The sequence below is a fragment of the Streptomyces sp. NPDC047974 genome (assembly GCF_040653375.1).
In the GTDB taxonomy this organism is placed as follows: domain Bacteria; phylum Actinomycetota; class Actinomycetes; order Streptomycetales; family Streptomycetaceae; genus Streptomyces.
In genome coordinates this window covers 34311-48069 of sequence record NZ_JBEZNU010000034.1, presented here as the reverse complement: position 1 = coordinate 48069, position 13759 = coordinate 34311, and the positions used below count along the sequence as shown (strand labels likewise).

Below are 13759 nucleotides of genomic sequence, written 5' to 3'. Positions count from 1 at the left end.
CGTCACGGAAGGCACCTCGTGTCCACCACCTCATCCGCCACCCGCCCCGGCCGCAAGGGCCCGGGCGGCCTGGCCCGCCTCGGCCCACTGCCCTGGATCGGACCCGCGACCCTGCTCATCGTCCTGGTCGTGCTCTGGCCCGTCTACGAGATGGTCCGGACCTCGTTCCTGAAGATCAGCAGCAGCGGTTTCGTCCGCGGCTCGGCCGGAACCGACAAGTACAAGCAGCTGTTCGAGGATCCGGCGCTGCCCTCGGTCGTCGTCTCCACCGTCATGTGGACCCTCGTCGTGGTCACCACCACGATGGTGGTCTCCCTGGCCCTGGCCCAGCTGTTCAACCAGCGGTTCCCCGGCCGCCGCGTCACCCGCTGGGCGCTCATCGCACCGTGGGCCGCCTCGCTGGTGATGACCGCGATCGGCTTCAAGTGGATGCTCAACCAGACCTCCGGCGTCCTCAACACCCTCATGAAGGACCTCGGCCTCGTCGACGGCCCCAAGGACTGGCTGGGCGACCCGTCCACCGCCTGGCCGTGGATGATGTTCGTGGCCGTCTTCGTCTCGCTGCCCTTCACCACCTACACCCTGCTCGCCGGACTCCAGACCATCCCCGCCGAGGTCTACGAAGCGGCCAAGGTCGACGGTACGAACACCTGGCAGACGTACCTGCGGATCACCCTGCCGCTGCTGCGCCCGGCGCTGCTCATCGGCATGGTGATCAACCTGATCAACGTCTTCAACTCGTTCCCCATCATCTGGAGCATGACCCGCGGCGGCCCGGACAGCGACACCGCCACCACCACGGTCTTCATGTACCAGCTCAAGAACGCCGACATCGGCCAGTCCGCGGCGATGTCCGTCGTCAACTTCGCCCTCGTCGTGGTCATGGTCGTCCTCTTCCTCAAGGCCGCCCGCTGGAACCAGGAGGAGAACTGATGACGCAGCGCACCCTCACCGCCGTACGGTCCACGGCCCCCGCCCCCCACCCCACGACCCCCTCCACACCCCCGCGGGCCCGGCGCCCGCGGGCCGTCACCCCGCGCGTCCTGCTGACCGCGGCGGCCGCGTGGCTCCTGGCCGCGGTGTTCCTGCTGCCGTACCTGGAGATGATCGTCACCGCGCTCCGGCCGGCCCACGAACTGAGGGACGCCACCTACCTGCCGAGCGACTTCGAGTGGGTCAACTTCATCGACGTGTGGCGCGAGTCCCACCTCTGGGACAACCTCCGCGTCACCCTGCTCGTCTCCGCCGGATCGACCCTGCTCGTCCTGCTCGTGGCCATCCCCGCCGCGTACTACACCGCCCGGATGAAGTTCCGCGGGCGCAAGCTCTTCCTGCTGCTGGTGCTCATCACGCAGATGTTCCAGCCGACGTCGCTGCTGGTCGGCCTCTACCGCGAGTTCTACCAGCTGGACATGCTCAACTCGGTCTGGACCCTGATCCTCTGCAACGGGGCCTTCAACCTGGCCTTCGCGATCTGGATCCTCACCGCGTACTTCTCCTCCATCCCGGAGGCACTCGAAGAAGCCGCCATGATCGACGGACTCGGGCGCGGAGGCGCGCTCCTGCGGATCACCCTGCCGCTGGCGATGCCCGGCGTCGTCACCGCGATGATCTTCACCTTCATCGCCGCGTGGAACGAGTTCGTCATGGGCCTGACCCTCTCCACCGTTCCGGAGAACCAGCCCCTCACGGTGGGCATCAACAGCTTCATCGGCAACTACACCGTCCAGTGGAACTACCTGTTCGCCGGCTCGGTCATCGCCATCGTGCCCGTGGTCGTCCTCTTCGCGCTCATCGAGCGCAAGGTCGTCTCCGGCCTCACCGCCGGCTCCGTCAAGTAACCACCGCCCGCCCGCTCCCTGCCGCCCTCCCGACGACCGGCAAGGGGCGGGCCTTCACGTCGCGCACAGCAAAGGGAAGAACCCGTGCCCCAGCACCGACATGCCCTGACCGCAGCCGCCACCGCTCTCGTGCTCTGTTTAACGTCGGCAGGCTGCGCGGAAACCTCCGGCGAGGTCACCCTGCGGCTGGTGGCCGCCGACTACGAAGTGGCCGCCGGCCGGTCCGACAGCACCGAGCGGTACTGGGCGGAGGTCGTCCGTGCCTACGAGTCCGCCCATCCCGGCATCAACGTCGAAGTGGAGATCGTGTCCTGGGACCACATCGACCGCCAGGTGGCGGACATGGTCAAGGCCGGCGAGGCTCCCGACATGGCGCAGATCGCCTCGTACGCGGAGTTCGCCGAGCGGGGCGACCTCCACCGCGTCGACAGCCTGCTCTCGATCCCCGTGGAAGCGAACTTCCTGCCCGCACTCGCCGAAGAGGGGCGGTACCGGGGGGCGCAGTACGGCATGCCGTTCACGTCCTCGACGCGGCTCCTCTTCTACAACGAGCAGGCGTTCGCCCGGGCGGGCATCGACGAGCCGCCGACGACGTGGGCCGAACTGAAGTCTGCGGCCGAGCAGTTGAAGAAGCGCACCGGCATCGCGTACCCCATGGCAGTGCCGTTGGGCCCCGAGGAGGCGCAGATCGAGGCGATGGCCTGGATGCTCGGAGGCGGCGGTGGCTACACGGCACTGAACGGCTCCTACGAGATCGACTCACAGAGGAACGTCGACAGCCTGAACTGGGTCAAGGAGAACCTCGTGAAGACGGGACTCACGGGTCCGGTCCCGCCCGAACGCCTCAACCGCAAGGACGCCTACGCGGCGTTCGTACGCGGCGAGGTGGGCATGGTCAACGGGCATCCATCCCTCCTCCAGCCGGCGCGGGCCGCCGGCATCGACGTCGGCAAGGTGCCCGTGCCCGGCCGCGACGGCAAGTCCCATGCCGCACCCGCGGTGGTCGACTGGATCATGGCGTTCAAGCACAACGAACACCCCCAGGAGATCGGCAGCTTCCTCGACTTCCTCTTCAGCGACGAGAACGTCCGCGAGTTCGCGGCACGCAACAACCTCCTGCCGGTCACCGTCTCGGTCACCCAGCGGATGGAGGCGGACGACCGGCACCGGGACCTCCGCGAGTTCCTGCACGAGCTGCCCACGTCGGTCCTGCCACCCGTGGGCAAGACCTCGTGGGGCGCCGTGGGAGAGAGCACGAAGGAAACCATCGGCAGCGCGATGACCGACGAGGGGAGCCCCGCCGAGGTCCTGCGCCGGATCGCCGGCGACGCCTCCCTGGCAGAGCAGGCACACGAAGAATAGGGGCGGAAGACCCCTGGCGGGCACGGATCGCCGTGCCGAGCCGACCCATGCGCGCCACCGTCGCCGCCGTCAGGCGGCGGCGACCTCGCGCCGAAGTTCCTGGGCGAGGAGGGCCGCTCCCATGCACCCCGAGCGGTCCCCGAAGGCGGCGGGCAGCACCTCGGGCATGGCCTGGAAGGTCAGCCGCCGTGCCAGGGCGTCCCGGAGCGGGGCGAGGCGCCCCTCACCTGCGGCTCCCAGTTCTCCGCCGATGACCAGCCGTTCGGGGGCGTACAGGGTGACGGCCGTCGCGAGGGTGGCCGCCAGCGCCTCCACGGCCTCCGCGCAGACGGCGCGGGCGACGGCATCGCCCGCGTCGGCGCGGTGGTACAGCTCGCCCGCGCCGACCCCGCGCCACCTCGTGAGCAGGGAGTACCGACGGGTGAGCGCGAGGGAGGAGGCGATGGTCTCCAGGCAACCCCGCCCACCGCAGTGGCAGAGTTCGCCGCCGGGCCGGACCACGAGGTGCCCGAGCTCGCCTCCTCCGCCTTGACCCCCCGGCACGACCTGACCGTCGAGCACCCACGCGGCGGCGATTCCCGCGCCGACGGAGACGAACAGGAAGTTCCGGCAGCCCCGGCCGGCCCCGAGGCGAGCCTCGGCAAGCCCACCGGCGCGCACGTCATGGCCGAAGGCCACGGGCATCTCCAGGTGCTCGGCGACCCAACCCCGCACCGGCATCTCCCGCCACCCCAGCGCACCGGCGAGAACCGCCCTGCCGGACCTGTCGTCCACGACGCCGGGCACCACGATCCCCGCCGCCACCGCGCGGCTGCGCCGGGCAAGGGTGGCGGCGCATTCCAGTACCGTCTCGAGCACCGCATCCGGCCCTCGCTCAGGGCGGGTGAACCAGCGCTCCCGTTCCCGCAGGATGCCGTCGGGGCCGAGCGCACAGCCCTTGATGTACGCCCCGCCAACCTCCAGAGCGACGACGTTCATACACCGATCCATTTCTTGCATTAGTAGTGCTCGAACATGGGCTATTTATAGCCCTAGTGAGCACTATTGGGCAATTCTGGGTCTGTGGGGCGCCCGTGACACGCCATCGCCCTGCTCCTGCCCCACCTGCCGGAACTCGCTACGTCACGGGAGCGCCGTAGACGGCCATCTCGTAGAGGGAGTAGCCCCAGGAGGTGGCGCGCGCAACGCCCTGCATGCGGACGTGGGTGACGGGTCGGTCGGAGGCGAGCCGGATGACGTCGTTGCCGCAGGCCGACGGTCGGCGGGTGGCGGCAGAAGTCCAGTTCACGCCGTCCTCGGAGGTCTCGATGCGGTACTCGGCAGCGCACGCCGCCTCCCAGGCGAGGGTCACCGCGGCGATTCGGGCCGGCGTCGCGAGCCTGACCTGCACCCACTCGTCGTCGCCGTACCCAGAGGCCCATCGGGTGCCGGTGGAACCGTCGTTGACGTGACGGGCGGCCAGCCGGTCGAGGCCGGCCTCGACGCTGGACGCCGTCGCGGTGCCCTTCAGCGCGAGGTTCTCGCCGCCGCCGGCCACGTCCCACAGCTCCAGCATGACGTCGGATCGTACGAGGAAGGCGTCGAGGACGCCGTCGCCGACCTTGGTCCGGGCCTTCCCCCAGGTGTTGCGCGCCGGGTCGACCTGTACCGCACCGGCCTGTTCCTGGAGGTCACGGGAGAGGGCGAGCAGCGCCTGGGAGCGATCCCGGTCGCCCGTACGGCGCGCGGAGACGGCGTCCACCATGGCGACCGTCGCGCGTCCCCACAGTTCCGTGGCGTCGAGCCACGCGTCCACGTCGGTCACGAAGCCCTCCTGCACCGCTCCGGCCCGGATCCGTGCCGGAGCCTCTGCGACGGAGACGGCGTACATCCGCAGCGCGGCCAGGGCCTCGGTGCGCAGACCCGCGTTCCAGTCCGTCCAGAAACGCTCGGCCCTGCGGCTCAGTTCGGGCGCCTGTTCCTGCCACGGCGTCGCTCCGAAGGTGGGCGCGAGGTGCTCCAGGTCCGCGAAGACGCGCAGCGCCGCGGCGGCCGTGGCGTCACCGCCCGCGAGATGGTCCATGGCCCGCGTCCAGCTCGTGCCGGCGTCGTAACCGCGGTCGTTCCACGCGAAGTCGGCGGCGCCGAACACCGCGATCTTGCTGGCGTAGGGCTGGTTCATGGGGTTGGCGACGATGCCGTTCAGATGCGCGGACAGTCCGGCCTCGCGCTTGTCGTACGGAGCGAGCAGCAGCCGGCCGCTGGTGGCGCCGAAGTCGTTGACCGGATAGTTGTCCCAGACGAAGACCTTGCGGCCGAACAGCTTCGAGGCCGCCTCCGCCTGGGCGTTGGTGATCGACGGGGGAACGACGTCGGTGCCGGTCCACATGACGACGACCGCGGGGTCGAGGGCCGCGCGCAGGGTCCGCTTGTACGCCGAGTCGCCGAGGTCCCCGTACTCCGTGGGCACCATCTGCAGGGGCCGCGTCCCCGGGCGGGCGGCGACGAAGGTGCGCTGGACGTCGTTGAGGAGGTCCACCTGCGCCTGTGCGGCGGCGGCACGCCCGGGAGACCCGTAGGCCTTCCGGTCGCCGTCGCAGTTCCACGACGTGTAGTCGATGTCGTCCAGCGGGATGGAGAACGCCCGGGCGCCCAGGCCGTGGACGGTCTCCAGCTTCGCCTTCAGCGCGGCGCGGTCCGCGGGGTCGGAGTAGCAGATGGACGCGCCCGGCGACACGGCGAAGGTGAACGCCACGTGGTTGGCGTTCGCCCGCTCGATCAGCCCGCCCAGCTCGGCGAGCTTGTCCGACGGGTACGGCTGACGCCACCTGTCCCGGTGGTACGGGTCGTCCTTCGGGGCGTACACGTAGGTGTTGGCCTTGACGTCGCCGTAGAAGTCCATCTGGTCCAGCCGCTCGGCCGGGGTCCACGGCGCACCGTAGAAGCCTTCGATCGTGCCGCGCAGGGGCATGGAGGGATGGTCGCTGACCCGGGCGCCCGCGATGCTCCAGCCGCCGTCGGCGGTGCGGACGAAGAGCTGCCGCAAGGTCTGGACGGCGTAGTACTGCCCGGAGCCGTCCGTGCCGCCCAGCGCGACCTGCCGCTCCGGGGCGTCCGCGGTCACCCGCAGCGCGTAGCCCTCCGCGTGGCCGGGAACGGTCGTGCCGGCGAGGGCCGCGGCGATGTCGGGCCTCGACGCGGGCCCCAGCCGTACGGTGAGCAGACCGCGCGCACCGGCGTGCCCCGGCGCCACGACGTCCACCCTCTCGGCTCCGTGGGCCCGCAACTCGCGTACGAGGCGGTCGCGCGCGGCCCGGTCGGTGCGGTCGTCGGCGGCCACGAGGACCCGCCCGGTGACCACGGCGTCCTTTCCGGACCTGTCGATGGACTGGGGCGTGGGGGAGACGGGGGGAAGTGCGGCGGGGACGACGGGGACGGCGTGGGCCGGTTGTCCCAGGCCCGTCTGTCCGGCGACGAGCGCGATGGTGAGGAGCGGGGCACTGAGCAGGGAGCGAGGTCTCTTCACGGCTGCCTCCGGCGGGGGAGAGGCAGGGCTCCGGACCGGAGCCCTGCACAACTGCTGGAATTGACAAGGGTGTTGCCGAAATTCGAGCGGCACATGCCGGCCGCTCGGCTCGACTCGTTCCGAGCCGGACCGAGCGGCCGATGGGTGGTTCAGCTGTGGACGGTGAACGCGGTGTCGTCGATGAGGAAGTAGGTCGGGATGGACCCGTCCTCCGCGCTCGTGAACGTCAGGGTGACGTTCTGCCCTGCGAATTGGGCGAGGTCGAACGTCCTCTGGACGTAGCCGGTGCTCTTGTCCAGGTTGGAGTAGGTGGCCAGGGTGGTGCCGTTGGCCGCGACGGTCATCTTGTCGTACGGGACGGTCGTGGTGCCCTCGTTGGTGACGATGCGCAGCCAGAAGCTGACCGTGGCCTTGCAGCCGTAGGGGACGGACACCGTCTGCGTCAGCTTGTCGGAGGCCGTGGAACCGTTGCCGCCCACCAGCGACTTCCAGGTGCCGGTGCGTGCCGGCAGCCAGGAGTTGTCGTTGGTGATGACGGGGCCGCTACCGGTCGTGCTCCACGTGGTGACGCCGGACTCGAAGCCCGCGTTGCCGAGCAGCTGCGTCGTGGCGCAGGCGCCTGCGGTGTAGATGAGCCAGGAGAACGAGACGACGTCGTAGGCCCCGGTGGAGTCCGTGACGGTGAGCGTGACGGTGGCGGTACCGACCGCGCTGGGCGTACCGGTGATCTTGCCGGTGGAGGCGTTGAGACTCAGGCCGACGGGCAGGCCGGTAGCCGTGTAGGTCATCGCCCCGGCGTTGCTGCTGGTGGCCTGGACCTGCAGGTTCACCGCCGTAGCGGTCGAGGAGACCTGGTTGCCGGGGTTGGTCAGCGTCACGCCCTGGGTGACGCGGGGGCCGACGTTGACCGCGGCCCAGGCGTTGCCGACGTTCTTGTAGGTGGGGCTGCTCGCCCCGTACAGGTCGGCGGCGGCCTGGAGGGTGGCGACGCGGGCGCCCGCGTAGTCGGTGTTGCTCGTCATGTAGGTGGTGAGCGCCCGGTACCAGATCCTCGCGGCGGCGTCCCGGCCGATCGGGTTGACCGGCAGACCGTCGTAGGTCGGGCTGTTGTAGGCGAGGCCGTTGACCGTCTTGGCGCCGCTGCCCTCGGAGGCCAGATAGAACCAGTGGTTCGCCGGGCCGGAGGACCCGTGGACGTCCATGCCGCCGATGCCGGAGTACCAGGAGTCCTTGGAGTAACCGTCCTTGGACGGCCGGTCCATGTAGCGCAGGGGCTTGCCGTCGAGGTCGTAGTTGATCTTCTCGCCGATCAGGTAGTCACCGACGTCGGAGGAGTTGTTCGCCCAGAACTCCACCGCGGTGGCCAGGATGTCGGAGGTGGCCTCGTTCAGGCCGCCGGACTCGGAGTCGTAGATCAGGCCGGCGGTGTTGGAGGTGACGCCGTGCGTCATCTCGTGCGCCGCGACGTCGATCGAGGTGAGCGGGTTGGTGTTGTAGTAGCCGTCGCCGTAGGTCATGCAGAAGCAGACGTCCCACCAGAACGCGTTGCGGTAGATGTCGCCGTAGTGGACGCGGGAGTACGCGGCGACGCCGTCGTTGCGGATGCCCGTGCGGGCATGGACGTTCTTGTAGTAGTCCCAGGTCAGCTGCGCACCGTAGGCGGCGTCCACACCGGCCGACTGGTTGTGGCCGGGTGCGCCGGTGCTCCAGACGTCGTCGGAGTCGGTGAACGTCGTGCCGACGGGGATGCTGCCCCCGAAGGGGTCGTCCTCGGCATGAGCGAGGTCGGTGGTCTTGTGGCCGCCGCGGGCGCTGTCGACCAGGCTGTAGTTGCCGGCGGACCCCGTGGTGCCGAGGGAGACCTGCCCGGAGTACTGGCTGTTGCCGACGCCGTTCTTGACGGCCTGGTACTCGAACAGCCGGGCGCCGGTCTTCGCGTCGGTGATGACGTGCAGTTCGGAAGGGGTCTTGTCGTGCTGCACGCCGCCGACGACGGTCTCCCAGGCCAGGGTGGGTCTGTCGGCGGCGACCCAGACGACCTTGCGGACCGAGTCCGCCCTCGGGGACGTGGCGCCCTCGGACTTGGCGCGGCCCAGTGCGAAGGACTTCGCCGAATCGGCCGTCTTGACCGCGGCGGTGGAGGCGACGGCGATCGTCGCCCGGGTGGCCTTGGTGACGCTCTTGACAGCGCCGTCGGCGGCCGAGTGCACGACCAGGTCCCCGCCGAGGACCGGCAGGCCGGCGAAGGTGCGCTCGTAGCGGGTGTGCAGCGTGCCGTCGACGTCCTTCAGGACGGACTTCGGCAGCAACTGCTCCTGCGCGCCAAGGCCCAGGGCATGGGCGGTGGTGGCTCGGTGCGCCTGCGCGTCGGCGAGGAGCGCCGCGTGCTGGGCGGGGGTGAGATCCGCCTTCAGGGCACCGGCTCGGGGCGCCGGGCTGACGGGAGCGGCCGGCGCTCGGGTGCCCGTGGCTGTGGAGGCGAGAAGTACGGAGGAGGGAAGCGCGGAAGAGGGAAGCGCGGAAGAGGGAAGCGCGGAGGCGGGAAGCGCGGCGGCGACCATGGCGACGCCGGCTATCAGGGCACCCGCGGCGACGACTTTGCGGGGGGAATGTCTCACAGTGAACTCCTAGGACGGCGGCCGAGGGGCTCGGCCGGACACCGGGCGGACGACGGAGCCCGCCCGGGGAGCGGCGCCGATGTTCAGCGCCGGGGCATCGGTCGTGCGCGAGGTCAGGGAGTGACGGTGAGGGTGACGTCGTCGAGCATGAAGGACGTCTGGAAGCCGTAGTCCTCCGCAGCCGTGAACTTCAGGGTGACGCTCTGTCCGGCGAAGGCGGAGAGGTCGAAGGTCTTCTTCACGTAGTCCGTGTTCTTGTCCAGGTTGGAGTACGTGGCCAGGGTGGTTCCGTTCGCCTGGACCTTCAGCGTGTCGTACACCGTGTTCATGATCTCGTCGGTGTTGATGTGCAGCCAGTACGTCAGGGTGGCGGGGCAGCCGGCCGGGATGGTCACCGTCTGCGCCAGGGTGTCGGTCTGCGTCTGGCCGTAGCCGCCCATCCAGGCCTTCCACGTGCCGGTGCGCGGCTGCGTCTTGATGCCGTTGTCGATGACGCCGGCGGTGGCGGTCCATGCCGTGTCACCGGACTCGAAGCCGGGGTTGCCGAGCAGCTGCGCCGGGTTGCACGGGCCGGGCGTGTAGGTCTTCCAGGGGAACGTGGCGGTGGAGGAGGCGTTGGCGGTGTCCTTCACCGTGACCGTGACGTTGCTGGTGCCCAGGGTGGTCGCGGTGCCGGATATCAGGCCGGTGGAGGCGTTGATCGACAGGCCCGCGGGCAGGCCGGTGGCCGAGTAGGTCAGCGGGCCGGAGTTGGTGCTGATGGCCTGGATCTGCAGGCTCCCGGTGGTGTTGATCGCCGTGTACTGGTTGCCGGGGTCGGTGATCCTCACGCCCAGGGGGAGGCGGGCGCCGACGTTGACGGCGGCCCAGGCGTTGGCGGTGTGGACGTAGGCGGCGCTGCCGTCGCCGTACAGGTCGGCGGCGGCCCGGAGGGTGGCGAGGCGGGCGCCGGCGTAGTTGGTGGAGCCGGTCATGTAGGTGGTGAGCGCGCGGTACCAGATCTTCATCGCGGCGTCCCGGCCGATCGCGGTGACCGGCAGCCCGTCGTAGGTCGGGCTGTTGTAGGCGACGCCGTTGACCGTTTTGGCGCCGCTGCCCTCGGAGGCCAGGTAGAACCAGTGGTTCGCCGGGCCGGAGGAGTAGTGGACGTCGACCTGGCTGAGGGTGGAGTACCAGTAGTCCTTGGACTTGCCGTCCTTGGAGGGCTGGTCCATGTAGCGCAGCGGGGTGCCGTTGCCGCGGATGTCGATCTTCTCGCCGACCAGGTAGTCGCCGACGTCGTTGGCGTTGTTCGCCGAGAACTCCACCGCGGCGGCGAAGATGTCGGAGGTGGCCTCGTTCAGGCCGCCGGACTCGCCGCTGTAGATGAGGCGGGCGGTGTTGCCGGTGACGCCGTGCGTCATCTCGTGGGCGGCCACGTCGATCGAGGTGAGCGGCTTGGCGTTGCCCGCCCCGTCGCCGTAGGTCATGCAGAAGCAGAAGTCGTCCCAGAAGGCGTTGACGTAGGCGTCGCCGTAGTGGACGCGGGAGTAGGCGGCCACCCCGTCGTTCCTGATGCCGCTGCGGGCGTGGACGTTCTTGTAGTAGTCCCAGGTCACCTGGGCGCCGTAGTGCGCGTCCACGCCGGCGGTCTGCGTGTTGGCCGGCAGGCCGTTGCCCCAGACGTCGTCGGCGTCGGTGAACAGAGTGCCCTGCTGGCTGTCGTTGGTCGAGTGGCCCATGTCGTAGGTCTTGTGACCGCCACGGGGGGTGTCGTTCATGGTGTGGCTGCCGGCGGATCCCGAGGTCCCGATGGTGACCTGGCCGCTGTACTGGCTGTTGCCGACGCCGGTGTGGATCTCGTCGTACTCGAAGATCTCGGCGCCGGTGGTCGCGTCGGTGATCACGTGCATCCGGCTGGGGGTTCCGTCGTGCTGCAGCCCGCCGACCACGGCCTCCCAGGCCAGAACCGGCTTGCCCGAGCCGGCCCAGACCACCTTGCGGACCAGACCGGCCTTCGGAGCCTTCGCGCCCTCGGCCTTGGCCTTGGCCAGCGCGACGGCCTTCGCCGACTCGGCGCTCTTTGCGGCCTTCGTGGAGGCGACGCTGATCGTGGCCTTGGTGTCCTTGGTGACGTCCCTGACGGTGCCGTTCGCTGCCGCGTGCACGATCAGCTCGCCGCCCAGGACCGGCAGACCGGCGTAGGTGCGGTCATAACGCGTGTGCACCGTGCCGTCCGCGTCCTTGAGCACGGACTGGACCACCAACGCCTCCTGCGCACCCAGGCCCAGGGCCTCGGCCGTGGCAGCGCGCCCGGCCGTGGCGTCGGCGACCAGGGCCGCCCGCTCGGCAGGGCTGAGCCTGACCTGCAGCGCACCGGCCCGGGGCGTGACACCGGCGGAAGCGGCCTGCGCCCCAGCCGGGGCCGGAGAGCCGGCGTGCGCAGTGCCGGCCGGAAGCGTCGCGGCGACCATGGCGGCACCGGCTATCAGCACTCCCGCGCTGACAGCCTTTCGGGAAGAACGTCTCACTCTGAGCTCCTTGACTGACGACCGAGGGTCTCGGCCGTTGAGGAATCGGGCGGCTCGGTCCGAGCCGCCTCGACGGAACGACGAAGTGGTGCGCGATCAACTGCCGCCAAGAGCATGCGCGTTGCGAGCATGTTTTCTGCGTCAGATTGCTCAGAAGAGTGCCATGGTTGCGTTAACTCGTCATTACGCCCACACAAGTTGGCTGGAATGCGTGCTTCCAGATGCCCTCTGTGGTCTGGACCTGCGAATGGTCGCACCTGTGGCGCAGGGCCATCGGCGCTGTGTAAGCGGGTCCGCGTGAAGGGATGGGGGCAAGCGGCCGACTCGCACACTGCGGCAAGATGTCGCCATGCGCGATCAGCCTTCCGAAGGGGTGACCCTCTTCCGCTTCGAGAACGTCACCGGCTACCCGAAGCCAGGCCACCCGACGGCGGCTTGACTGCGGGACCGCGGCATCGACTGGTACCCCGAGGAGGCCGCACTCGAACGGTTCGCCGAGTTCGCCGACACCTGGGGCCGGAAGTATCCGGCGATTGTCAGGCTCTGGGAGAACGCGTGGGAGGAGTTCACCCCGTTCCTGCGGTTCGACACCGAGATCCGCCGCATCGTCTGCACCACCAACGCGATCGAGTCCGTGAACCCCAGGATCCGGCGAGCGGTCAAGGCCCGCGGACACTTCCCCAACGAGACCGCCGCCCTGAAATGCGTCTACATGGCCATCATGTCGCTCGACCCGACCGGCAGGGGACAGACCCGCTGGACCCTGCGCTGGAAGACCGCCCTGAACGCCTTCGACATCACCTTCGACGGCCGGCTCTCCGCAACCCGCCAGTAACCCCAACCACCCTCGTTGCACCGTTCGATTGACAGACCCGCACACGGCACACCAGTGACATAGACGCACAGACTGTGGCTTCCACGACACCACTCGTGGAGGCCACAGCCGCACTCGGGAGCCGTGCTCCAGCAGGGGCTGAAGATTGAGGTGTGCCCAGCGCCGGAAGCAGGGCGCGACGGTTCGCCGTTCGCGACAAACGCGAACGGCCCCGGGTTGCCGCCCGGGGCCGTCTGAGTTTCACGTCTCGCCTAGGAGCCTAATGGCAAACACGCAGAACCAGAACACCCCCGAGCCCCTGCCGCAGCGCCGGGCGCTCATCCTGCTGGCCGGGGTCGTGGCGGGAGCCATCGTCCTCACCGTGGCCAGCCCGCTGGCCGCCCTCGGTGCCGCTGTGGCGGTCACCCTTGGGATGCGCCAGATCGTGGCGTAGGCAAGAACCGCTCCGGGACATCGGCGAGAACGTTCCAGGAGCACAGCCGCCGATCCACTATAAGGAGCCATATCAGCCGGTGAGACCTCCTGTCCGCGATTCGCGGACAGGAGGTCCGGGTGAGGCTGGGAGGGGGCTACTGTGACGTCGATCGGTAGTTGGCCGTTTCGATTCCGAGTCGGCGAGCGGGCGGACGCGTGATGGGGCGGGCGGAGGCCTCTGGCAGCATGGGCTTGTGACCATTGCGAACGACTCGGACGACCCGCTTCAGCTGCTGATGGGCTTGGAGGTCAGCGCCGTGTCTTTCGTGCGCGACTACGTCGAGCTGCACTTCGATGGACCGATTCTGCGGGCCTTGAGCGACCCCTCGGGGGTGTATGGGGGCCGCGAGTGGCGCTTTCCCGCACCAGGGTCGCTGGAGCTCATGCGCTGCTACATCGGCAAGACCGTCGACGGCTATGAACTGGATCCGGATCGGATTCTCGCCCTGCAATTCGGAGAGCACCGCTTCGTCATTCCGCTGGACTCCGATTCAAGCGGTGGCCCCGAGGCGGCCCACATGGTCGGCGTCGACGAGAGCGGCCGGGCTTCTGTCCTCGGCGGGATGTGGATCTGGTAGCAAGGGCGGCGCCGATCCGGGGTGGTCCGACTATCG

At 69.4% G+C, this 13759-nt stretch carries 9 protein-coding genes and 1 pseudogene; 6 read left to right on the top strand and 4 right to left on the bottom strand.

Annotated elements, in window-relative coordinates; all coding sequences use genetic code 11:
* Positions 1 to 18: 18 nt before the first annotated feature.
* The 3 genes from AB0E19_RS32880 to AB0E19_RS32870 all read left to right on the top strand — a co-directional run bounded on the left by AB0E19_RS32880 (position 19) and on the right by AB0E19_RS32870 (position 3203).
* Positions 19 to 933 (top strand): sugar ABC transporter permease, encoded by a 915-nt coding sequence (locus AB0E19_RS32880; RefSeq protein WP_362186772.1) that lies wholly within the window; start codon positions 19 to 21, stop codon positions 931 to 933.
* On the top strand, positions 933 to 1841 hold the full coding sequence (locus tag AB0E19_RS32875) for a carbohydrate ABC transporter permease (protein WP_362186769.1): 909 nt from the start codon (positions 933 to 935) through the stop codon (positions 1839 to 1841). The genes AB0E19_RS32880 and AB0E19_RS32875 overlap by 1 nt, the downstream gene beginning before the upstream one ends.
* 189 nt (positions 1842 to 2030) lie before the next feature.
* A complete protein-coding gene (locus tag AB0E19_RS32870) occupies positions 2031 to 3203 on the top strand; it encodes an extracellular solute-binding protein (RefSeq protein WP_362186766.1) in 1173 nt (390 codons plus the stop codon).
* Between the two features lie 69 nt (positions 3204 to 3272).
* Here the strand turns inward: AB0E19_RS32870 and AB0E19_RS32865 are convergent, their stop codons facing one another.
* From AB0E19_RS32865 to AB0E19_RS32850, 4 genes are all read right to left on the bottom strand, one after another.
* Positions 3273 to 4181, bottom strand: coding sequence for an ROK family protein (locus tag AB0E19_RS32865; RefSeq protein WP_362186763.1), 909 nt, complete (start codon positions 4179 to 4181; stop codon positions 3273 to 3275).
* Between the two features lie 139 nt (positions 4182 to 4320).
* Complete coding sequence (locus AB0E19_RS32860) at positions 4321 to 6639, bottom strand: beta-N-acetylglucosaminidase domain-containing protein (protein ID WP_362186836.1); 2319 nt, start codon at positions 6637 to 6639, stop codon at positions 4321 to 4323.
* Positions 6640 to 6857: 218 nt separating this feature from the next.
* Positions 6858 to 9326 carry a M4 family metallopeptidase gene (locus AB0E19_RS32855; RefSeq protein ID WP_362186760.1) on the bottom strand — a complete coding sequence of 823 codons (2469 nt, stop codon included), beginning with the start codon at positions 9324 to 9326 and terminating at the stop codon, positions 6858 to 6860.
* A gap of 113 nt (positions 9327 to 9439) precedes the next feature.
* Complete coding sequence (locus tag AB0E19_RS32850; protein WP_362186757.1) at positions 9440 to 11836, bottom strand: M4 family metallopeptidase; 2397 nt, start codon at positions 11834 to 11836, stop codon at positions 9440 to 9442.
* Positions 11837 to 12308: 472 nt separating this feature from the next.
* Between AB0E19_RS32850 and AB0E19_RS32845 the strand changes: the two are divergent.
* From AB0E19_RS32845 to AB0E19_RS32835, 3 genes and pseudogenes are all read left to right on the top strand, one after another.
* Positions 12309 to 12671: pseudogene (locus tag AB0E19_RS32845) on the top strand (transposase); the annotation flags it as partial.
* Positions 12672 to 12933: 262 nt separating this feature from the next.
* Positions 12934 to 13104 carry a hypothetical protein gene (locus AB0E19_RS32840; protein ID WP_362186754.1) on the top strand — a complete coding sequence of 57 codons (171 nt, stop codon included), beginning with the start codon at positions 12934 to 12936 and terminating at the stop codon, positions 13102 to 13104.
* 235 nt (positions 13105 to 13339) lie between these two features.
* The gene (locus tag AB0E19_RS32835) at positions 13340 to 13723 is read left to right on the top strand and encodes a hypothetical protein (protein ID WP_362186751.1); all 384 of its coding nucleotides are present in this window, start codon (positions 13340 to 13342) and stop codon (positions 13721 to 13723) included.
* Positions 13724 to 13759: the final 36 nt, after the last annotated feature.